Source organism: Stenotrophomonas sp. 62841_Sma, from assembly GCF_056482945.1.
On sequence record NZ_CM151224.1, the window covers coordinates 644,936 to 665,331 of the forward strand.

18 protein-coding genes are annotated in these 20,396 nt (G+C 67.5%); 17 read left to right on the forward strand and 1 reads right to left on the reverse strand.

Annotated features, from left to right (window positions below):
• Positions 1-4: 4 nt before the first annotated feature.
• From xpsH to pncB, 11 genes are all read left to right on the forward strand, one after another.
• The gene (gene xpsH, locus ACZK5G_RS02875; RefSeq protein WP_032130132.1) at positions 5-499 is read left to right on the forward strand and encodes a type II secretion system protein XpsH; all 495 of its coding nucleotides are present in this window, start codon (positions 5-7) and stop codon (positions 497-499) included.
• The gene (xpsI, locus tag ACZK5G_RS02880) at positions 496-915 is read left to right on the forward strand and encodes a type II secretion system protein XpsI (RefSeq protein ID WP_032130131.1); all 420 of its coding nucleotides are present in this window, start codon (positions 496-498) and stop codon (positions 913-915) included. The genes xpsH and xpsI overlap by 4 nt, the downstream gene beginning before the upstream one ends.
• Complete coding sequence (locus tag ACZK5G_RS02885; RefSeq protein ID WP_189720559.1) at positions 912-1,544, forward strand: type II secretion system protein J; 633 nt, start codon at positions 912-914, stop codon at positions 1,542-1,544. Before xpsI ends, ACZK5G_RS02885 begins: the two co-directional genes overlap by 4 nt.
• A complete protein-coding gene (locus ACZK5G_RS02890) occupies positions 1,541-2,404 on the forward strand; it encodes a type II secretion system minor pseudopilin (RefSeq protein ID WP_032130129.1) in 864 nt (287 codons plus the stop codon). The genes ACZK5G_RS02885 and ACZK5G_RS02890 overlap by 4 nt, the downstream gene beginning before the upstream one ends.
• The gene (locus ACZK5G_RS02895) at positions 2,401-3,546 is read left to right on the forward strand and encodes a PilN domain-containing protein (protein WP_032130128.1); all 1,146 of its coding nucleotides are present in this window, start codon (positions 2,401-2,403) and stop codon (positions 3,544-3,546) included. The genes ACZK5G_RS02890 and ACZK5G_RS02895 overlap by 4 nt, the downstream gene beginning before the upstream one ends.
• Positions 3,521-4,240 carry a type II secretion system protein GspM gene (gspM, locus tag ACZK5G_RS02900; RefSeq protein WP_049424965.1) on the forward strand — a complete coding sequence of 240 codons (720 nt, stop codon included), beginning with the start codon at positions 3,521-3,523 and terminating at the stop codon, positions 4,238-4,240. The genes ACZK5G_RS02895 and gspM overlap by 26 nt, the downstream gene beginning before the upstream one ends.
• Positions 4,230-5,024: a hypothetical protein gene (locus ACZK5G_RS02905; RefSeq protein ID WP_478465280.1), complete on the forward strand. Its 795-nt coding sequence runs from the start codon at positions 4,230-4,232 to the stop codon at positions 5,022-5,024. Before gspM ends, ACZK5G_RS02905 begins: the two co-directional genes overlap by 11 nt.
• Before the next feature lie 9 nt (positions 5,025-5,033).
• Positions 5,034-7,235, forward strand: a complete 2,202-nt coding sequence (gene gspD / locus ACZK5G_RS02910) for a type II secretion system secretin GspD (RefSeq protein WP_285303254.1) — start codon at positions 5,034-5,036, stop codon at positions 7,233-7,235.
• Positions 7,236-7,898: 663 nt separating this feature from the next.
• The gene (locus ACZK5G_RS02915; protein ID WP_279912434.1) at positions 7,899-8,753 is read left to right on the forward strand and encodes a glycosyltransferase family 2 protein; all 855 of its coding nucleotides are present in this window, start codon (positions 7,899-7,901) and stop codon (positions 8,751-8,753) included.
• Complete coding sequence (locus ACZK5G_RS02920; protein ID WP_478465283.1) at positions 8,750-9,589, forward strand: glycosyltransferase family 2 protein; 840 nt, start codon at positions 8,750-8,752, stop codon at positions 9,587-9,589. Before ACZK5G_RS02915 ends, ACZK5G_RS02920 begins: the two co-directional genes overlap by 4 nt.
• A gap of 108 nt (positions 9,590-9,697) precedes the next feature.
• Positions 9,698-10,876, forward strand: a complete 1,179-nt coding sequence (gene pncB / locus ACZK5G_RS02925; protein ID WP_010482009.1) for a nicotinate phosphoribosyltransferase — start codon at positions 9,698-9,700, stop codon at positions 10,874-10,876.
• 10 nt (positions 10,877-10,886) lie between these two features.
• Here pncB and ACZK5G_RS02930 read toward each other — a convergent pair whose 3' ends face one another.
• Positions 10,887-11,252 carry a hypothetical protein gene (locus tag ACZK5G_RS02930; protein ID WP_014645902.1) on the reverse strand — a complete coding sequence of 122 codons (366 nt, stop codon included), beginning with the start codon at positions 11,250-11,252 and terminating at the stop codon, positions 10,887-10,889.
• 459 nt (positions 11,253-11,711) lie between these two features.
• On the opposite strand from ACZK5G_RS02930, the gene ACZK5G_RS02935 reads away from it, so the two are divergent.
• From ACZK5G_RS02935 to ACZK5G_RS02960, 6 genes are all read left to right on the forward strand, one after another.
• Positions 11,712-12,251, forward strand: coding sequence for a fimbrial protein (locus ACZK5G_RS02935; RefSeq protein WP_049462839.1), 540 nt, complete (start codon positions 11,712-11,714; stop codon positions 12,249-12,251).
• An 85-nt stretch (positions 12,252-12,336) separates the two neighbouring features.
• Positions 12,337-13,065 carry a fimbrial biogenesis chaperone gene (locus ACZK5G_RS02940; RefSeq protein WP_032128056.1) on the forward strand — a complete coding sequence of 243 codons (729 nt, stop codon included), beginning with the start codon at positions 12,337-12,339 and terminating at the stop codon, positions 13,063-13,065.
• Positions 13,066-13,157: 92 nt separating this feature from the next.
• Complete coding sequence (locus tag ACZK5G_RS02945) at positions 13,158-15,722, forward strand: fimbria/pilus outer membrane usher protein (protein ID WP_049462840.1); 2,565 nt, start codon at positions 13,158-13,160, stop codon at positions 15,720-15,722.
• A complete protein-coding gene (locus ACZK5G_RS02950) occupies positions 15,713-16,747 on the forward strand; it encodes a fimbrial protein (protein WP_189720563.1) in 1,035 nt (344 codons plus the stop codon). The genes ACZK5G_RS02945 and ACZK5G_RS02950 overlap by 10 nt, the downstream gene beginning before the upstream one ends.
• Before the next feature lie 266 nt (positions 16,748-17,013).
• The gene (wecB, locus tag ACZK5G_RS02955; protein WP_478465285.1) at positions 17,014-18,198 is read left to right on the forward strand and encodes a non-hydrolyzing UDP-N-acetylglucosamine 2-epimerase; all 1,185 of its coding nucleotides are present in this window, start codon (positions 17,014-17,016) and stop codon (positions 18,196-18,198) included.
• On the forward strand, positions 18,195-20,393 hold the full coding sequence (locus ACZK5G_RS02960) for a hypothetical protein (protein ID WP_478465286.1): 2,199 nt from the start codon (positions 18,195-18,197) through the stop codon (positions 20,391-20,393). Before wecB ends, ACZK5G_RS02960 begins: the two co-directional genes overlap by 4 nt.
• Positions 20,394-20,396 lie beyond the last annotated feature (3 nt).

Consider the following 20,396-nt stretch of genomic DNA (forward strand, 5'->3'; position numbering starts at 1 on the left):
CTGCATGACGTATTTCCTGCCGCGCCGGCTGCCTCGCCCGCGCCTGCACGGCAGGCGCGCAGCGGGCCTGTCGCTGCTGGAAATGCTGCTGGTGATCGCGCTGATCGCAGCGATCGGCCTGATTACCGCCGCCGGCCTGTCGCGCGGCTTCGCCGGCATGCAGCTGCGCAGCGCCGGCAAGGACATCGCCAACCAGCTGCGGGTAGTACGCGCGCAGGCGATCGCCCGCGGCGAGCCGCAGCGCTTTGTCATCGAACCGGCAAAGCGGCGCTGGGAAGGCGCCAACCAGCGCCATGGTGACGTGCCGGCACAGCTGCAGGTGCAGTTCGAAGGCGCCGCGCAGCTGGCCACTGCGCCAGGGCAGGGCGTGATCGAGTTCCATCCCGATGGTGGCTCCAGCGGTGGCCGCATCCGGCTGCAGCGTGACGATGCCGAATGGCGCATCGACGTGGGCTGGCTGACCGGTGAGGTCCGCTCCGGCCCCTGGCGGGCACAATGAAGCGGCACGTTCGCGGCTTCACCCTGCTGGAAGTGATCATCGCCTTTGCCCTGCTCGGGCTGGCGCTGACCCTGCTGCTGGGCAGTCTGTCCGGTGGTGCCAGGCAGGTGCGCGAGGCCGAGCTGCGCACGCGCGCGATACTGCATGCGCAGTCGCTGCTGGCCGAAACCGGTGTCGCCACGCCACTGCAGGTGGGTAGCCAGCAGGGCGACTGGGAACAGGGACGCTACCACTGGGAGCTGCAGGTGCAGCCGTGGGTGGAGCCACGTGCCGGCAACGCTGTGCAGTCACAGTCGGCCGGTGCCCCCTGGCTGGCCGAACTGCAGCTGCAGGTGCGTTGGGGCGACAGCGAACGAGAGCAGCTGCGCTGGCGCAGCCTGCGCCTGCTGCCGCCGGACCTGGAGAGCGCGCGATGAAGCGCCGCGCCGCAGGTTTCACGCTGGTTGAAGTGATGCTGGCCACGGTGCTGCTGGCCGGTGGCCTGGCGCTGGCGTTCGCCAGCGTCCGCTCGGCAATGGCGGTCAGTCAGCGTGGCGAGCAGATCGCGGCCGAGAGTGAGCGCATGCGCGCGGTGCAGGCGCTGTTGCGGCGGCAGCTGGCCGGTGCGCTGCGCACGCCGCTGGAAGTACCCGATCCCACCCGCGAACCGATCTTCTTCCAGGGCGAAGAGCAGCGCATGTTGTTCGCCGCCGATCTGCCGGGCTACCTCGGCCGCGGCGGACCCTACCTGCACGCGCTGCAGGTGGACGGCCGCGATGGCCAGCAGCGCCTGCTGCTGGACCTGGTGCTGCTGCAGGAAGGCGAGCGCATCGCCGAGAACCCGCCGCGCCCGCCGGAAGTGCTGGTGGAAAACCTGAAGTCGGTACAACTGCGCTATCGCGGCATCGATGCCAGTACCGGCCAGGTGAGCGACTGGATGCCGCGCTGGGACGATACCCGCCGCCTGCCGATGCTGGTGGAGATCAGGATCGTCCCGGCCAGGGGCGCGCCCTGGCCGACGCTGGTGGTGGCGCCGCGTAACGGTGGCAGCGGAGGCGCGCGATGAACCGGCAACACGGTGCGGCACTGGTACTGGTGCTGTGGTTGATCGCATTGATGACCGCGCTGGTCGGTGCGTTCGCGCTGAGCGCACGGGTCGAGCATCTGCAGCAGCGGGTGCTGGATGACGATGCACGCGGCCAGGAACGGGCGCGCGCCGGCCTGGAGTACGCGCTGCTGCGCCTTTCCGCCGATCCGCTGCGGGCGCCCTGGCGCGCTGATGGCCGAACCTACCGCTGGCAGTTCGATGACGCCAGCATCGAAATCAAGGTGCTGGACGAGAACGGCAAGATCAACCTGAACCTGGCCGACGTGACCTTGCTGACCGCGTTCCTCAAGGCGCTCGGCGAAGACGAAGGGGCAGCCCGGCAGCTGGCCGGTGCCATTGTCGACTGGCGTGATGAAGACAGCCTGCTGCAGCCGGGCGGCGGTGCCGAAGCCCCGGACTATGCGGCGGCGGGGTTGCCGTATGGCCCACGCAACAAGCGTTTCGAGACGCTCGGTGAACTGCAGCGGGTACTGGGCATGCGCGGCCCGCTGTACAAGGCCATGCTGCCGCACCTGACCCTGTACAGCCGCCAGGCACGCCCGGATCCCCAGTTCGCCAGCGCGCCGGTGCTGACCGCACTGGGCCTGGATGCGGATACCGTGCTGGCGCAGCGCGCACAGCAGGAGCGTGACGCAGATACCGCTGGCGGTGCGACAACGCTTGCCAGCAGCAGCGGCACCTATAGTATCGAGTCTCGTGCAACCGACGGCAGTGGACGCCGGTCGGTGTTGCAGGCAGTGGTACGCAATGGCTCGGGCGGGGTTCCCGGGCGGTCCTACACAGTGCTTCGCTGGGAGCAGGGAATGACAGCAAGATGACGGCATGGCAGGACAGTGTGCGGCAGGTGCAGGGCCGGATCGGCCCTGGCGCCGGCCGTTTCCTGCGCTGGTGGCGGCAATCGCTGCTGGCCTGGGTGCCGGCACGTTGGCAGTGGGCACTGGGCTGGGCACAGGCGCGCCTGCTGCTGCAGCGCCAGGGTGAGCAGCTGCAGGTCTGGCGAGAGGCCGGAGAACGCCGCGAAGCAGTTGCCAGCGTGCCATGGCCGCTGTCGCCGGCCGAACTGGACCGCGTGCTGGAACCGCGACTGCGCAGCCTGCCGCGGGTGTGGCTGCTGCCGGCCAGCGAGGTACTGCGTCGTCATCTGCGCCTGCCTGCGGCTGCGGCCGACCGGCTGCGCGCCGTGGTCGGTTTCGAGATCGACCGCCAGACGCCGTTCGAATCCAGCCAGGTCAGCTATGACGTGCGTGAACTCGGGGGCGCCGCCGAGGGCCAGCTGCAGGTCGAACTGATCGCCTGGCCACTGCGCCAGCTTGAGGCGTGGCGGGCCAGCGTAGGCGAATGGGCCGATGCACTGGCCGGTGTCGATGCCATCGACACCGAGGGTGAACCCCTGCAGGTGAATCTGCTGCCACCGGGGCAGCGCCAGCTGCGGGCAGACCCGACGCGGCGCTGGAATGTGCTGCTGGCCGTGGCCGCGCTGGTGATGCTGGTGCTGGCGGCCCTGCAGCTGCTCGACAACCGCCGCGCCGCCGCCGACGAACTGCGTGCGCAGGTCGAGCGCAGTGCACGCAGTGCGCGTGGTGTCGCCAGCGAACGCGCGCAGCTGCAGGCGCTGATCGATGGTGCCGCATTCCTGGAAAAGCAGCGCAGCCAGCGCGCCGGAACGGTGGAAATCTGGAATGAACTGACCCGGCGCCTGCCGGAGGGCACCTACCTGGAAAAGCTGGCCATCGAGAACAACAACCTGCAGCTGATCGGCCTGAGCCGCGAGGCCTCGCAGCTGGTGCAGCTGCTGCAGGACGCACCGCAGTGGCGCAAGGTCAATCTGACCGGCGTACTGCAGGCCGATGGCGCCGCCAGTGGCCGTGACCGCTTCACCATGACCGCCGAACTGCAGCCGTTGCCGGCTGCGGCCCCGACCCGGGAGGCGGCCGATGCCGATGCCAAGCGCACGCCGTGACCGCTGGCTGGCACTGGCGCTGCTGCTGGCAGTGCTGGGCCTGGCCTACCTGCTGCTGGTGCACCCCTGGTTCACCCAGCCACTGCGCGAAATCGACGCCGACGTGGCCGCCCTGCGCGAGCGCGAGCAGCGCGTGCAGGCGCAGCTGCAGCAGCAGCCGCAGATCGAACAGCGCCTGCGCGCCACCCGCGAGGCACTGCAGCAGCGGCCGGGCTTCCTGCGCGAAGCCACCGCCGAAGCTGCGGCCGCTGCGCTGGGCGCGAAGCTGCAGGATGCGGTGGCGATGGCCAGCCCGGGCAACCGCAGCTGCACCATCAGCAACCGTACGCCACTGACCGACAACCGCCGTGACGCCGAATTCGTGCGCGTGGCCATGCAGGTGCGCCTGCGTTGCGGTGTGGCCGAACTGGCCACGGTGCTGCACAGCCTGGAAACCGGCAGCCCGCGCCTGTTCGTCGACAACCTCAACCTGATCGCGCAGCGCTTCCAGCAGTCGCCCAACGAGTCCGGGCTCGGCCTGGACGTGTCGTTCGAACTGGCCGGTTACCTGCTGCCCGGTGCTGCGGCCGATGGCGCTGCGCCGGCACCTGCAGCCGAACCGGGCGCGGCGCCGCAACCGCCTTCGGCCACACCTTCACCGGCCGCCGCACCGGCTGCGCCCGAAGAAGGGCAGGAGGTGGCCGATGAAGCTTGAGCAGATCAGCCTGCGCACCGGCTTCCTGCTGGCACTGGCCGGCTGGGCGGCAGCGGTCTGGCTGGCCACCGGCTTCGGTCTGGGCAGCCAGCTGCCAGGTGCGGACGGTGATGCCGATGCGGTGCCTTCGTTGCCGGTGCTGCCGCCGTTGGCCGCAGAACGCATGGCCAGCGCCGACAGCTACAGCGCGATCGGCGAGCGACCGCTGTTCGCCGAGGACCGCAGGCCTAAGCCCTACCTGCTCGGCGGCAGCGAGCCCGCCGCCAGCGCCGCGCTGCGCCTGACCGGCGTGCTGCTGACCGGCGACTTCGGCATGGCCACCTTCACCACCGAACAGAACCGCTCGCTGCGCCTGCGCCTCAACGGTGAAGCCGTCGACGGCTGGCAGCTGGTCGCACTGCAGCCGCGCCAGGCCACCGTGATCGGCCCCGGTGGCAACCAGGTGCTGGAACTGGCGGTATTCAACGGGCAGGGGGGTGAACCGCCGACCGTGCTGCGCGGCGCCAACGGTGCGCCACCGGCCGGTGCGATCGTTGTGCCGCCCCCGGCAGGCGCTCCGCCGGCACCGCCGCCGGCTGCGGCAACCGCATCGCCGTTGCCTGCTGGCAGTGCGCCGGCATCCTCGGCTGCGGCGGCCGCCACACCGCCTGCCAACAACAACGGCCCCAGCGAAGCGCAGATGCAGGCCATCCGCGAACGCATCCAGGCCCGTCGCCGCCAGCTGCAGCAACAACAACAGCAGCAACAACCGTCGCCGCCCCCGGGCGATGGCACCAACCGATAGAGTGAATGCATGAGCCTGCGTTTCCTTCCCTGGTCCTTTGCCCTCGCGCTGCTGGTCGGCTGCAGCACCGTGTCCGCACCGCATGTGCAGCGCAAGGGCAATCTGTCGCCCACTGCCGAGGCCGGCCAGGCGGCCGAAGTCGCCGCTGATGCTGCCCGTGACGCCCAGGGCGCTCCGCAGGCGGTGATCCGCCGTGGCACCGGCACCATGATCAACCGCGAAGCAGCACGCGCACCGGCTCCGGCACTGCATGGCGCCAGCACCGGTGAAGCAACCTTCAATTTCGAAGGCGAATCGGTGCATGCGGTGGTCAAGGCCATCCTCGGTGACATGCTGGGCCAGAACTACGTGATCGCACCGGGGGTGCAGGGCACGGTCACCCTGGCCACGCCCAAGCCGGTGTCGCCGGCGCAGGCGTTGAACCTGCTGGAGATGGTGCTGGGCTGGAACAATGCCCGCATGGTCTACAGCGGCGGCCGCTACAACATCGTCGCCGCCGATCAGGCATTGGCCGGCACTGTCGCGCCGAGCACGGCGCCGGCAGCCAGTGCGCGTGGCTTCGAGGTACGGGTGATCCCGCTGCAGTTCATCTCGGCAACTGAAATGAAGAAGGTGCTGGAGCCGTACGCGCGCCCCAACGCCATCGTCAACGTCGACAGCGGCCGCAACGTGATCACCCTGGGCGGTACCCGCGCCGAGCTGGAAAACTACATGCGCACCGTCGAGATCTTCGACGTCGACTGGCTGTCGGGCATGTCGGTGGGCGTGTTCCCGATCCAGTCCGGCAAGGCCGAGCAGGTGGCCGCCGACCTGGAGAAGGTGTTCGGCGAGGAGAGCAAGACGCCCAGCGCCGGCATGTTCCGCTTCCTGCCGCTGGAAAACGCCAACGCGGTGCTGGTGATCACCCCGCAGGTGCGTTACCTGGACCAGATCCAGCAGTGGCTGGACCGCATCGACACCGCCGGTGGCAGCGCCCGCCTGTTCTCCTATGAGCTGCGCTACATCAAGGCGCGCGACCTGGCCGAACGCCTCAGTGAAGCCTTCGCCAGCAGCGGCAACCGCGGCGGTTCCAGCCCGGCCTCGCTGGCACCGGGTGCAATGCCGTCGCAGCTGGGCAGCGACGGTGATCGTGGCATGGACAGCAACAACAGCAGCAATTTCGGTTCGACGCCGGGCAGTGGCTCCAGTGGCACCGGCAACGGCAGCATGAACCTGCCGCAGCGCCAGTCCGGCAATGTCAGCGTCAGCCTGGAAGTGGAAGGCGATCGCGTGGGCGTGTCGGCGGTGGAGGAAACCAACACCCTGCTGGTGCGCTCGACCCCACAGGCCTGGCGTTCGATCCGCGAAGTGATCGAGAAGCTGGACGTGATGCCGCTGCAGGTGCATATCGAAGCGCAGGTGGCCGAGGTCGCACTGGAGGGGGACCTGAAGTACGGCGTGAACTGGTTCTTCGACAACGCGGTGGCCGGGCGCGCGCTGACCGGCGCATTGGCCGGCGTGACCCTGCCGGCCGCCGCCGGCGGCTCCTGGAGCAGCTTTGCTGGTGCCGCGACCGGTGGCGAAGGCCTTGGCTGGGCATTCACCGGCCACAATGGCGCGGCGGTGGTGAGCGCGCTGGACAAGGTCACCGATGTGCGCCTGCTGCAGACCCCCTCGGTGTTCGTGCGCAACAACGCCGAGGCCACGCTCAACGTGGGTGACAAGGTGCCGATCAATACCACCACGGTGAACACCGGTATCGGCACCAGCAGCTACAGCTCGGTGCAGTACATCGACACCGGCGTGATCCTGAAGGTGCGCCCGCGCGTGACCCGCGACGGCACGGTATTCCTCGACATCGTGCAGGAAGTGAGCAGCGCCTCGAACGTGCCGGAGAACTGCAACCCGACCGAGCGCAACTGCAACCCGCGGATTTCCACCAAGAAGCTGTCGACCGAAGCGGCGGTGCAGAGCGGCGACACCATCATGCTGGCCGGCCTGATCACCGACACGGGCACCGATGGCAGCAGCGGCATCCCCGGCCTGAGCCGGATTCCGGTGGTGGGCGCACTGTTCGGGCAGAAGAGCCGCACCAGCCGCCGTTCCGAGGTGATCGTGCTGCTGACGCCGAGCATCGTGCGCAACGGGCAGGAGGCACGCACCCTGACCGACGAGTACAGCCAGCGCTTCCGCGCGATGGAACCGCTGAACCAGCCGCGCGCAAAGAAGTAAGGGGTTGACGGCCGGGCTGCGCCCGGCACCCGCAGAGGCCAGAGCTGGAGCAACAGCAACAGCAACAGCAACAGCAACAGCGGGTTTCTGGGGGATGGCGGGGCGGTGTGGGTTGTCAGGACACGCCGTAAACCCTTCCATGGGGGCTCGATGGCGCCTTGCTCGTGTGCGCAGTCCTGCGCACACGGCAAGACCGGGGTTGGGCGTCTTGCCCAACCCGCCCGAGGCATGCCTCGGGCCCATGGCGCCAACGGTCCTGCCAACCCACACCGCCCCGCCTCTGACAGATTCCCGCGGCTGTTGGTAGGTGTCGACCTTGGTCGACACGCTGGATCCACGCCATGCGTGGATGCTTTTCGATTCCAATTCGAAATATTCGATTCCGATGGAGATTCATCCACGCATGGCGTGGATCTACTGCAGATCGCAGAGATCTGTCGAAGGCGGGGTGGGTCCGGTTGCGGGGGTGTCCGCGGCATGGATGCCGCGGCCAAGCCCCCATGGACGGGTTAACGGCGTCCCCCGCAACCGGACCCACCCCGCCATGCCACGGATAGCCGGCTTCTGCTGTTGCTTCGGCTCTGGCCTCTGCAGGTGCCGGGTGCAACCCGGCCGATACCCTCCCAGTGCTAGGCTGTGGCTACCGACAACCACGGAGGCGGGATGGGGGCGATCGTGTTGTTGCCGCTGTGCGTGGACGATGCCGCACTCGACCGCTGCCTGGCTGCGCTGGATGCCGGCACCGCGCCGGGAACCGCGGTCTGGCTGGCCGATGACGCGCAGACCGGCCCGCGTGCGCAGGCGGTGGTGGAGCACTGGTTGGCGCATACGCCACTGCAGGCCGAATACACCCGCCGCGCGCGGCCGTTGGGCGAGGTCGCCCATCTGGATGAGATGCTGCGCGCCTGCGAGGGCATGGACGTGGCGGTGCTGGCGCCGGACAGCGTGCCCGCGCCGGGCTGGCTGCAGCAGCTGCAGGATGCCTTCGCCCGCGACGCCGCCATCGCCACCGCAACCCCGTGGTGCAATGCCGGCGAAACCGCTGCATGGCCGCGGCTGGGCGAGATCAATCCGGAACCGGAGGACCCGGCGCTGCTGGCACACACCTGTGCCACGCTGCCGGTGCTGCATCCGGAGCTGCCCTCGGCGGTCACCCACGCGGTACTGGTGCGCGGCAACGCGCGTCGCCGCGCCGGCGGCCTGGACGTGGACAGCTACGTGGGTTGGAACGCGGCACTGGTGGACCTGAGCCTGCGCATGGCTGGCCTGGGATGGCGCAACGTGCTGTGCGAGACCGCCTTCGTCAGCCGGGCAGGGGAGGCGGTCAGCCGTGATGGCGATCTCGAGGCCCTGGCCGCGCGCTGGCCGGGGTGGGTGCCACGGCTGGCTGACTTCCTCATGCACGATCCGCTGCATGGCCTGCGTGCCGATCTGCAGCAGCGCATGCGGCAGGCGATAATGCCGAAGGAACAGGGTGACCTGTTCGTCTCGTCTTCCGCGCCGGAGCCTCCTGCTTGAATGTTGCCATTGCCGCCATCGTCGTCACCTACCAGAGCGGCAGCACCATCGACGCCTGCCTCTCGCGTCTGCGCCAGGCGCAGGACGTGGCCGAGATCCGGGTGATCGACAATGGCTCGATGGATGGCACGCTGGATATCGTGCAGCGCCATGCCAGCCACGACTCGCGCGTGCGTTTCGTCGGCAATCCGGACAATCCCGGCTTTGCCGCCGCCAACAACCAGGGCGTGGCCGATTCGCACAGCCCATGGCTGGCCTTCATCAACCCGGACCTGATGGTCGAACCGGAGACGTTGGCCGCACTGCGCAGCCGCGCGGAAGCACTGGGCGACTGCCTGCTCGGTGTCGAGCAGGTGGACGAGCAGGGCCATGCCGACGAAGCCGTGCGCCGCCGCGACCCGGATTTCCTGATGATGCTGCGCTCGCCGGGCAAGGGCTCGAAGCTGGCGGTGCCGCGTGACCCGCAGCAGGCGCTGCAGCGGGTGCCGGCGCTGTCCGGTGCGCTGCTGATGATGCCGCGTGCATTGTTCGACTGCATCGGAGGTTGGGACGCCGGCTATCGTCTGCATGCCGAAGACCTGGACCTGTGCCGGCGTGCACGCGAAGCCGGAGCAGTGGTGGCGATCGCCAATGACCTGCAGGTCATCCACGTTCGTGGCGTCTCCAGCCGCTCGCGGCCGTTCTTCGTTGAATGGCACAAGCACAAGGGCCTGTGGCGCTATTTCCAGAAGTTCGAGGCCAGGCAGCGTTCGCTGCCGGTGCGGGTAGCGGTGTGGGGCGCGATCTGGGCGCATGCGCTGATGCTGGTGCCGAAGCTGCTGCGCAGGGCGTTGTAGTGCCGCAAGAGCATCCACGCATGGCGTGGATCTACCAATGTTGTTTCCCGTGAGCTGAGTGTGGCCGCAGGCACCCCGGTTCACCCTGCCGGGCGCATAATCCGCCCCATGCCTATCATCCAGTCCCTGCTCGACACCGACCTGTACAAGTTCACCATGATGCAGGCGGTGCTCCACCAGCACCCCGGCGCCCAGGTGCAGTACCGGTTCAAGTGCCGCACGCCCGGCATCGACCTGGCCCATTACATCGACCAGATCGACGAAGAGATCGACCATCTGTGCAGCCTGCGTTTCAGCGACGCGGAGCTGGACTACATGCGTGGCCTGCGCTTCGTGAAGCCGGACTTCGCCGATTTCCTCGGCCTGTTCCACCTCGACCGCAAGTACATCCAGCTGCGCGCGTCGAAGACCGTGCCCGGCGAGATCGAACTGGACATCACCGGGCCCTGGCTGCACACCATCCTGTTCGAAGTGCCGCTGCTGGCGATCATCAACGAAGTCTGGTTCCGCAACACCACCACCGCCGACTTCGCCGAGGGCGAGCGCCGCCTGCAGGCCAAGGCCGCGCTGTTGCGTGATACCCCGGGGTTCGAGCAGTGCCGCATCGCCGACTACGGCAGCCGCCGCCGCTACTCGCGTGACTGGCATGCCCGTCTGCTGCCGCTGCTGCGCGATGCGCTCGGCCCGCAGCTGGTCGGCACCAGCAACGTGCACTTCGCCCGCCTGTACGGCATGACCCCGCACGGCACCATGGCCCATGAGTACCTGCAGGCATTCCAGGCGCTGGGCCCACGCCTGCGCGATTCGCAGGTGGCGGCACTGGAATCGTGGGCACGCGAGTATCGCGGCGACCTCGGCATCGCGCTGTCCGACGTGGTCGGCCTGGATGCGTTCCTGCGCGACTTCGACATGTACTTCTGCAAGCTGTTCGACGGCGTCCGCCATGACTCCGGCGATCCGTTCGACTGGGGCGACCGCATGCTGGCCCACTTCCAGCAGCGCCGGGTGGATGCACGCAGCAAGGTGCTGGTGTTCAGCGATGGGCTCGACATCGCCAAGGTGATGCGCCTGTACGACTACTTCCGTGGTCGCTGCCAGGTCGCCTTCGGCGTCGGCACCCACCTGACCAATGATCTGGGGCCAACGCCGCTCAACATCGTCATCAAGATGGTCCGCTGCAACGGCCAGCCGGTGGCCAAGCTCAGCGATTCGCCGGGCAAGAGCATGTGCGACGACCCGGGCTACCTGGCCTATCTGCGCCAGGTCTTCGAGCTGCCGCCGGCGTAAACACGTCGGCTTACAGGTAGTCGACCACCACCAGGTAGGCGCCCTGCAGCGGCTGCTGCTTCGAAGCCTGCACGCTGTAACGCTCGGAGAAGGCGATATCGCCGGCGCGCATCGCGCTGGCCGACACCGACAGCTTCTGGCCCTGGCGCTTGCCGTCGCGCAGCGTCGCGGCCTGGCCATCGGCCAGCGCCGTCACGGCCACCGTCGAGCCCTTGGCCGAGGGCGGGCAGGCGGCCAGGCTCAGCTCACCCTGGGACAGGTTCGTCGTGCAGCCCGGCTCGGCGATACGGCCGCTGAAACGGATGCTGCCGCTGCTGGCCTGGGCCAGCGCACTGACGGACATCAGGGCCACACACAGCAGAATGGAGTTCCTCATGACACGTTCTCTGGTTCGGTGTGTCCTAGTTAGCGACAGGTTCGATCCGTCTTTAATAGGACAAATCCGAATCTGCTAGGGCCATCACCAAGAAAGAGTGATGCGCATCAAATAAGGCGATTTCCACCTGAAAAAAGCCTGTTTTCGCGCATGCCGAACGCGCCACGGGAAGCGTCATGCAGGGTCGTTTGTGACCTGATCGCCTTGCCGTCAAATCCCCCACGCCCGCCGGGCTCTCATTCCGCATACCACGTCACATTTGAGGCGTCAATGAATTGGCGTTCAGAAAAATAATGAGACTTTCATCACAGTTGTGCCTATACTTGCGTCACGGATTCAGGGGAAGGTATGTCCGAGTCCGGCCACAGGTGAGACGCAAGGATGGGTCTTGATAGCCCGGCAGTGCTCCTTGCTTCCTCCTCTACTTCTCATCTCTTCAGTAGGGTTAGGTAAAAGCGAATGCACAAGATCAATATCATCGCCGCTCTGATGCTGGCCGCCGCTCCGCTGGCCGCCAACGCCGCCGACGGCACCATCACCTTCAACGGCAAGGTGACCGACAAGACCTGCACCATCTCGACCCCGGGCGGCAAGGACTTCGCCGTCAACCTGCCGACCGTGTCCAAGAACACCCTGGCCACCGCCGGTGCCGTTGCGGGCCGTACCCCGTTCGCCATCAACCTGAGCAAGTGCAGCGCCGGCAACGTCGCCACCTACTTCGAGCCGGGTTCCACTGTTGACTTCAACAGCGGCCGCCTGGTCAACCAGGCTTCGGCCAACGCTGCCACCAACGTGCAGCTGCAGCTGCTGGGCTCGAACAACACGTTCCTGCCGATCAAGGCGGCTGGCCTCGGTCTGGCCCAGGAGAACTCGCAGTGGGTCACCGTCGGCACCGACGGCTCGGCCAATCTGAACTATTACGCTGAGTACTACGCCACTAACGCCGCCACCCCGGGCGACGTCACCAGCAGCGTCAAGTACACGATCATCTACAACTGATCGTAGTCGTACCCGCGCTGGCCGGCGTACGCGCCGGCCAGTGCATCGCGGCCCCTGGCCACATACCTCGAGCGTAGTACTTCCGATGAAAGCATTCTTTCCCCGGGCGCTGCTGCTGGCAGCGTTCACGCTGCCCTTCTGCCAGAACGCTCTGGCCGGCGTGGTGGTCAATGGCACGCGAGTGATCTATCCGGCGCAGGCGCGCGAAGTCACCGTGCAGGTCGACAACGTGGGCGATTCTCCGGCGCTGGTGCAGGCCTGGATCGACAGCGGCGATGCCAACCAGACCGCCGATACCAGCGATGCCCCGTTCGTGCTGACGCCGCCGATCGCGCGCGTCGAACCGGGCCGCAGCCAGGCGCTGCGACTGATCTTCTCCGGCGCGCAGCTGCCGACCGACCGTGAGTCGGTGTTCTGGCTCAACGTGCTGGATGTTCCGCCGTCCCCGGACAACGCCGACAGCGGCGAACAGAATTACCTGCAGGTCGCGTTCCGTTCGCGCCTGAAGCTTTTCTACCGGCCGCAGGGCCTGAAGGGCGTCGCCAACGACGCGCCGGCAGCGCTGCGCTGGACCCGCACGGGCGACCGTCTGCGGGTGGAAAACCCGAGCCCCTTCCACGTCACTCTGGCCGAAGTACATGCCGTGACCGGCAGCAGTGAAAAGGCCGTCGAGGACAAGGGCGCGATGGTCGCGCCGAAGCAGAGCCTGGAGTTCGCCGCACCGGCGGGCACCGACCAGGTCCGCTTCATCACCATCAACGACTACGGCGGCCGGGTGGAACACACCATCCGCCTCGGCAGCACCGGGGGCTGAACGCGCCGCGCCGGCCTTGGGCCTGCGCATCCCGCCACCGCCGCTGTGCGGCGAATTGAAGGAATGTCAGTGTGATCGGAAACAGATTGACATTGTCGATCCATCAGGCGCTTTGCCTGTTGGTTGCTGGCGTGGCCTGCCCAGGATGGGCGCTGGCTGCCCCGGCCAATCTCGGCGAACAGGCGCTGATGGCGCAGAGTGGTGCGGCCAATGCGCGTGCACCGGAATCGGCCCAGTTCAACTCCAGCTTCCTGTCTGGCCAGGCCAAGCAGGTCGATCTGGCGGCCTTCAGCAACGGCAACCCGATGGTGGCCGGCAACTACCGCGTCGACGTCTACGTCAACGGTGCCTGGCAGGGCCGTCGCGATCTGCAGTTCAAGGCCGATGCGCAGGGCCGTGTCGACGCCTGCCTGCCGCTGCCGATGCTGGAAGAAATGGGCGTGGACAGCGAAGCCGTGCTGCTGCAGCAGGATCCGTCCGTGCCGACCGACAAGACCAGCTGCGTGCCGGTCCAGCAGCGCATGGCCAATGCCTATGGTGTCTATGACAGCGGCAACCTGCGCTACGACCTGAGCATCCCGCAGGTGTTCCTGCGCCGTGAGGCGCGCGGTTACGTCAACCCGGCGTTGTGGGACCGCGGCATCAATGCCGGCTTCGTCGGCTACAGCTTCAATGCCATCGACAGCGACAGCCGTGTCGAAGGTGGCCAGCGCAACCGCAGTGCCTACCTCGGCCTCAACGCCGGCATGAACCTGGGTGGCTGGCAGTTCCGCCACGATTCGAACCTGACCTGGTCCGAGGGCGATGGCCGCCATTGGCAGAGCATCGCCACCTATGCACAGCGCGGCATCCCGCAGGTGCGCGGCATGCTCACCATCGGTGAGGCCTACACCACAGGTGAACTGTTCGACTCGATCGGTTACCGCGGTGCCAGCCTGGCCAGCGACGACCGCATGCTGCCCGATTCGCTGCGCGGTTACGCGCCGGTCGTGCGCGGCATCGCCGAGACCAACGCACGCATCGAAGTGCGCCAGAACGAGCAGCTGATCTACTCCTCCACCGTGTCGCCGGGCAGCTTCGTCATCGACGACCTGTACCCGACCGGCTACGGCGGCGACCTGGAAGTGAGCGTGATCGAGGCCGATGGCCGCCGCCGCGAATTCAAGGTGCCGTTCGGTTCGGTGCCGCAGATGCTGCGCGAAGGCGTGTCGCGTTACTCGCTGACCGCCGGCCAGGTGCGCAACAAGCTGCTGGCCGATGAGCCGTGGCTGGTGCAGGGCACCTACCAGCGCGGTATCGGCAACCAGCTGACGCTGTACGGCGGCAGTGCACTGAGCGACGGCTACCTGTCGCTGCTGTACGGCGTCGGCCTGTCCACGCCGGTTGGCGCGTTCGCCGCCGACGTCACCCACGCACGTACGACGTTCGACCACTACGGCAACCACACCGGTGCCAGCGTGCGCTTGAGCTACAGCAACATGATCGGCGAGACCGGGACCAACCTGACCCTGGCCGCCTACCGTTATTCGACCGAAGGCTTCTACAGCCTGCAGGATGCGCTGTACGGCCGTGATTCGGACAAGCGCGGCATCGATCCGACCACCCGTGGCCGTCAGCGCAGCCAGTTCCAGGTAACGCTGAACCAGCCGCTGGGCCGTCGTGGCGGCGCGCTGTACGTGACCGGTTCGGTGCGTGACTTCTACGACCGTTCCGGCACCTCCAAGCAGTACCAGGTCGGCTACAACAACGCCTGGCGTTCGGTGAACTACGGTTTCTCGGCGCTGCGCACCGAAGAGGGCGTACTCGGTCGCTCGGATACCCAGTACCTGCTGTCGATGAGCGTGCCGCTGGGCCGTGGTACCCACCCTGTGTCGTTCAGTGCTGATCTTGGCGTGCGCGACCGCGGGGGCTACGACAACAGCCGCGTTGGCATCACCGGTTCGGCCGGTGTCGACAACAACTTCAGCTATGGCGCGGCCCTGTCCGATTCCCGCGAGGGCAGCACCACCGCGATCGGCAACGTCGAATACCGCAGCCGCTATTCCGCATTGAACGCCAGCTACAGCCACTCGCGTGACTTCCGCCAGGCGTCGGTCGGTGCCAACGGCAGCGTGGTCGTGCATCCGGGCGGCTTCACCTTCACCCCGCAGCGTGGCGACACCATGGTGCTGGTGGAAGCGCCGGGCGCACGCGATGCGATCGTCAGCAACGCCCCGGGCCTGCGCGTCGACGGCCGCGGCTACGCGGTGGTCCCGTACGTGTCGCCGTACCGCCTCAATACCGTCACCCTCGACCCGCAGGGCATGGCCCACGACGTCGAGCTGGAAAGCACCAGCCAGTCGATCGCGCCGTTCGCCGGTGCCATCAGCTACCTGCGCTTCGATACCCGCAAGGGCAACGCGCTGCTGATCCAGGTGCGCAACACCGATGGCCGCACCATGCCGTTCGGTGCGCAGGTCAAGGACGAGCAGGGCCAGCCGGTGGGCATGGTCAGCCAGGGCGGCCGCCTGTACGTGCGCAGTGACAAGAACCAGGGCAGCCTGCTGGTGGAGTGGGGCGCCGGCGCCGACCAGCGCTGCACCGTCGATTACCAGGTTCCGGCAGGCGCCGATGCGTCCAAGACCGGCTTCATCCCGCTGGAGGCAGCATGCCGATGATCTCTTCCCGTGGCCGCAAGCTGCTTGCCACCGTGGCCATCTTGGGAGGTATTACCCTCGCCAGCCCGGCGTTGGCAACCTGCTACATCACGCAGCAGGGTTTTGTCGCGCAGGACGTGCAGATGGACATGGGGCAGATCGTCATTCTGCCCAACCTGCCGGTCGGTGGTTTGATCAAGGAACTGATCGTGCCGATCAACCAGCGTAACAACATAGGCACATGTGATCGCTGGGGGGGCAGCGCCAATGGCCGCTTCGTCAACGCTGCACAACAAAATGCTGTGCCAGGTTTCAACGACGTCTATGCTACCGACGTTGCGGGGGTCGGTATCCGTGTCTATCGCGATTCCGGTTCCATCCAGACTTACTACCCGCATACTCTGCCACTGCCGGGCAATCGCACGTTGACACTCAATGGTGGGCGTTTCCGGGTTGAACTGATCAAGACGGCCGCGCAGACGGGGTCGGGCATCATCGCGCCCAACGGTCGCTTCACCACCTACTATCTCGACGGCGACGGCCCTGGCCGTCCGGAACTGACCTCCACCTTCAAGGGCTCGGGCACCACCGTGGTCAGCCCGACCTGCGAAGTGCAGGCGGGCAGTCGCAACATTGCCGTCGATTTCGGCAGCGTGCCCAACACCACGTTCACCGGTGTCGGTTCCAAGGCTGTCGATCGCGATTTCGAGATCCGTCTGAACTGCCAAGGCAGCAATGTCGCGCAGTATCAGAGCAAGATCGGTATCCGCCTGGATGCCGACCAGGACAGCTCGAACATGCCGGGCGTGCTGAAGCTCAGCGCGGCCACCAACAGTGCCACCCGCATCGGCATCCAGATGGTCCAGCGTGATGGCAGCACCGAGCGCGAAGTGCGTTTCGGCCAGACTGTCAACGTCGGTACCACCACGCCCGGTACCAGCACGATGACCTTGCCGCTGCGTGCCCGCTATGTGCAGACCCAGGCCGGCACGGTGGGTGCAGGTGTCGCAAACGGCCAGGCCACCTTCACCATCCAGTACGAGTAAGTCGGCCGCAGGCCGCGCCACTGCTGCGTTCCACCGCAACGTCGCCCGTTCCACGGGCGGCGTTGACTGCGTCTTGATCTTCCAACGATGAAGATCAATGCCACGACGCACGTACCATCATTCGAATGTGATGTACGTCGCGATTTTGGAGTTTCCTCATGAGGTGACCGTCTCCTGCCTGCGGGTGTTGGACGGGAACGCCGAAAGGATCCAGACGTGGCTACAGCTCCTGGCATTCCCTCGCGCCGGCCTTTCGGAGCGCTGCGATGAAGGTCCTGTCGGTGTTCGGCACGCGACCGGAAGCGATCAAGATGGGGCCGCTGGTAAGGGCCTTGGCGGAGGCTGCGGACATCGAATCGGTGGTCTGCATCACCGGCCAGCACCGGGCGATGCTGGACCAGGTGATGTCGCTGTTCGCGATCACCGCCGACCATGACCTCGATGTCATGGTGCCCAACCAGACGCTCAATGGCCTGTGTTCCAAGCTGTTCGAACGGCTTGACGCGCTCTACACGCAGGTTCGCCCGGACCGGGTACTGGTGCACGGCGATACCACCACGGCGATGACCGCCGCGCTGGCCGCGTTCCATCACCGCATTCCAATCGGCCACGTCGAGGCCGGCCTGCGCACCGGTGACATCAACCGGCCGTGGCCGGAGGAAATGAACCGGCGGGTGATCGATGTGGTCGGCCACCAGCTGTACGCGCCCACGCCCAGCTCGCGCGCCAACCTGGCCGGTGAACACCTGGGCGGGCAGATCCTGGTCACCGGCAATACCGTCATCGATGCCCTGCAGCAGACCGTAGAGCGGCTGGATGCCGACCCGGCGCTGCGTGCGCGGGCTGACGAACCCTTCCACATGCTTGACCCCGATCGTCGCCTGCTGCTGGTCACCGGCCACCGCCGTGAGAGTTTCGGCCAGGGCTTCGAGGACATCTGCCGTGCACTGGCCGAGCTGGCGCGACGCACGGACCTGCAGGTGCTGTACCCGGTGCACCTCAACCCGAACGTACAGGGCCCGGTCAACGCCCACCTCGGCCATCTCGACAACGTGCACCTGGTGCCGCCGCAGGACTACCTGCGCTTCGTGCGCCTGATGCAGCGCGCCGACGTCATCCTCACCGACTCCGGTGGCGTGCAGGAAGAAGCGCCTGCGCTGGCCAAGCCCGTGCTGGTCATGCGCGACGTCACCGAACGCCCGGAGGCGGTCGAGGCCGGAGTGGTGACGCTGGTCGGCACCAGGCCCTCGCGCATTGTCGAGGCGGTCAACGCGGCACTGGCACAACCACCGCACCCGACCCGCTTCGATCCCGACGCCAGCCCCTACGGCGATGGCCGTGCCAGCGCGCGCGTCGTCGCCGCCCTGCGTGGCACGCCCCTTCCCGAATTCTCGCCCGGCCTCCGCAACAGCGGTGCCGCCCACCTCCATCCACGCGAAGTGACGCCATGACCCAGACCGGCCGCTCTCCCCTGTTTGCATCCGCCGCCGCGTTCGTCCTGTCGGGCGTGGTTGCCAGTGCCCATGCCGCCGACAGCGTCGCCGGCCAATTCGCCGAATGGAGCGGCGACAGCACGGTCAACCGGCAGATGACCTTGCGTGAACTCGGTTTCCGCCAACCGCTGGTGCTCAGCGGGCAGGAGAGCCAGCGCGAGGTCTACCTGCCGGTGCCGGCCGGCGTCGCCACCCGCGATGCGCAGCTGCAGCTGGACGGGCGCTATGTGCGCGGCCACGCTGGGCGCACTTCCGGTTTGTGGTCGGTCGACGGCGACCCGATCGCCGCGCGTTCGATCACCGATGCGCAGGGTGATGCCAGCCAGCTGCTGGCCATCGATGGCGAACCTCGCCAGAACGGCTTCGTGCGGGTCGGCGTCGGCTGGTGGTCGATCGTCTCCGACTACCAATGTGCCGACCAGAGCGCGCCGGCCAACGTGTTGCGGCTGTCGCCGGACTCGCGCTTCAGCTACCGCTTCGATGGGCGTGCCGTGGATACCGTGGCCAAGGCCTGGGGCGCGCTGCCACCGCAGGTGCGGCTGCTGGTGGATGGCAAGACGCTGCAGGCGCCGGCCTACGACGCCGCCTGGCGCATCGGTACCGCGTTGCAGGGCGGCGGCAAGCAGGTGCAGGTGGTGGCGCTGCCCAAGGTCGGTGACAGCGTCGACCTGACCGGCATCAGCATCCCGGCCAGCCTGCAGGGCGTGCCGGCCTATGCCGCGCTGGCTGCGGGCGAGCGTACGCATGCGATCAAGGACCTGGCCGAAGTGGGGGCGCTGCTGTCGTTGCGTGACAGTGGGCCCTTGGCCGCTGACGTGATGATCGGCAGCGAAGCGTTGCGGACCGGCGTACGCGCGGCACTGGACGCGCTGGCCGTGCAGGTTGCGGCTATGGGTGCCGATGCGGGCACTGCTTTCGCCGCATGGCGCGGTACCGATATGGGGGGCCTGGAAAAGCCCGCGGCCAACGCCTCGGTCAGCGTGGTCGCTGTTGCCGGCCGCCCGACGCTGGTGGTCGACCCGGCGGCGGGCAAGGTCGCCGGGTTGTTCGCCGAACAGTGGCGCAGCTATGCGCTGGGCCGCAGCCTGCAGGTCAGCGCGGCGGGAACACCGAAGCTGGACGGAGACCAGGTGCTGCTGAGCCGGCTCGGCAACATCGCCGGTACGATGGATGTGGTCACCCGCGCGGACCGCAGTGCCACCTTCGACCTCGGCGCGCTGTCGGCCGATGGGCGCCTGCCCGAGGAAGTGGTGATCGATGTCTCGGCGGCGCCCAACGCCGCCGGGCAGGGCGCGGTGGCCACGATCCATTTCAACGATTACCTGCTGGGCGGCAAGGTGCTGTCGGCCAATGGCCAGCCGCAACGGCTGGTGGCCAAGGTGCCGGCCTACGCGCTGTCGGCGCGCAACGAGATCCGCGTCAGCTTCCTGCGCCAGCCGGCACGACCTTATTGCCACGATCCGGCCACCGCCTATCCGGTCTCGATCCTGCCCAGCAGCCACCTGACCCTGACCAAGCGGTCGCTGGGCAGTGATTTCGTCGGCGCCAGCAGTCAGCTGTCGCGCGGCAACCAGGTGTTCGTGCCGGCCACGTGGCTGCAGGATGCACCGGCATCGCTGCGCAAGGTGATTGCGGTGGCCAGTGCAGTGGGTGCCTCGCCGGAGGCGTCGGAACTGAAGGTGGTCGATGCCGGTGCGGCGGTCAGCCCGGGTGCGCCGTGGCTGGCGTTCGGTGTGGCGCCATCGGGTGTCGATGTGGCCGGCCTGAAGGACGGTCATCTGCTGATCGGCGGGAAGCCGCAGCCGCTGCTGGATGTCAGCGGGTTGGATCGTGCCGCGGTGGTGCAGGTCGGCACCTCCGGCGGCCAGCTCGGCGTGCTGTACAGCGACCTGGGCGCACAGGCACCGTCATTCGGCGCACCGTTCCGGCTGCTGCGCGGTGATCTCGCCGTGCTCGACGGCAGTGATGCCGTGCGCGAATTCGACCGCCAGGATCCCTATGGCACGCGTATCGCGCAGGACGGCAATCCGCAATCGAAGTGGGAACGGCACATGGTCTGGCTGCTGCTGCTGGTCGGCGTGATCGTGTTCGCGCTGCTGGCCGCCCGCGTTACCCAGGTGCGTCGCCGCAAGTCCGCCAACACAGGGCACTGATCC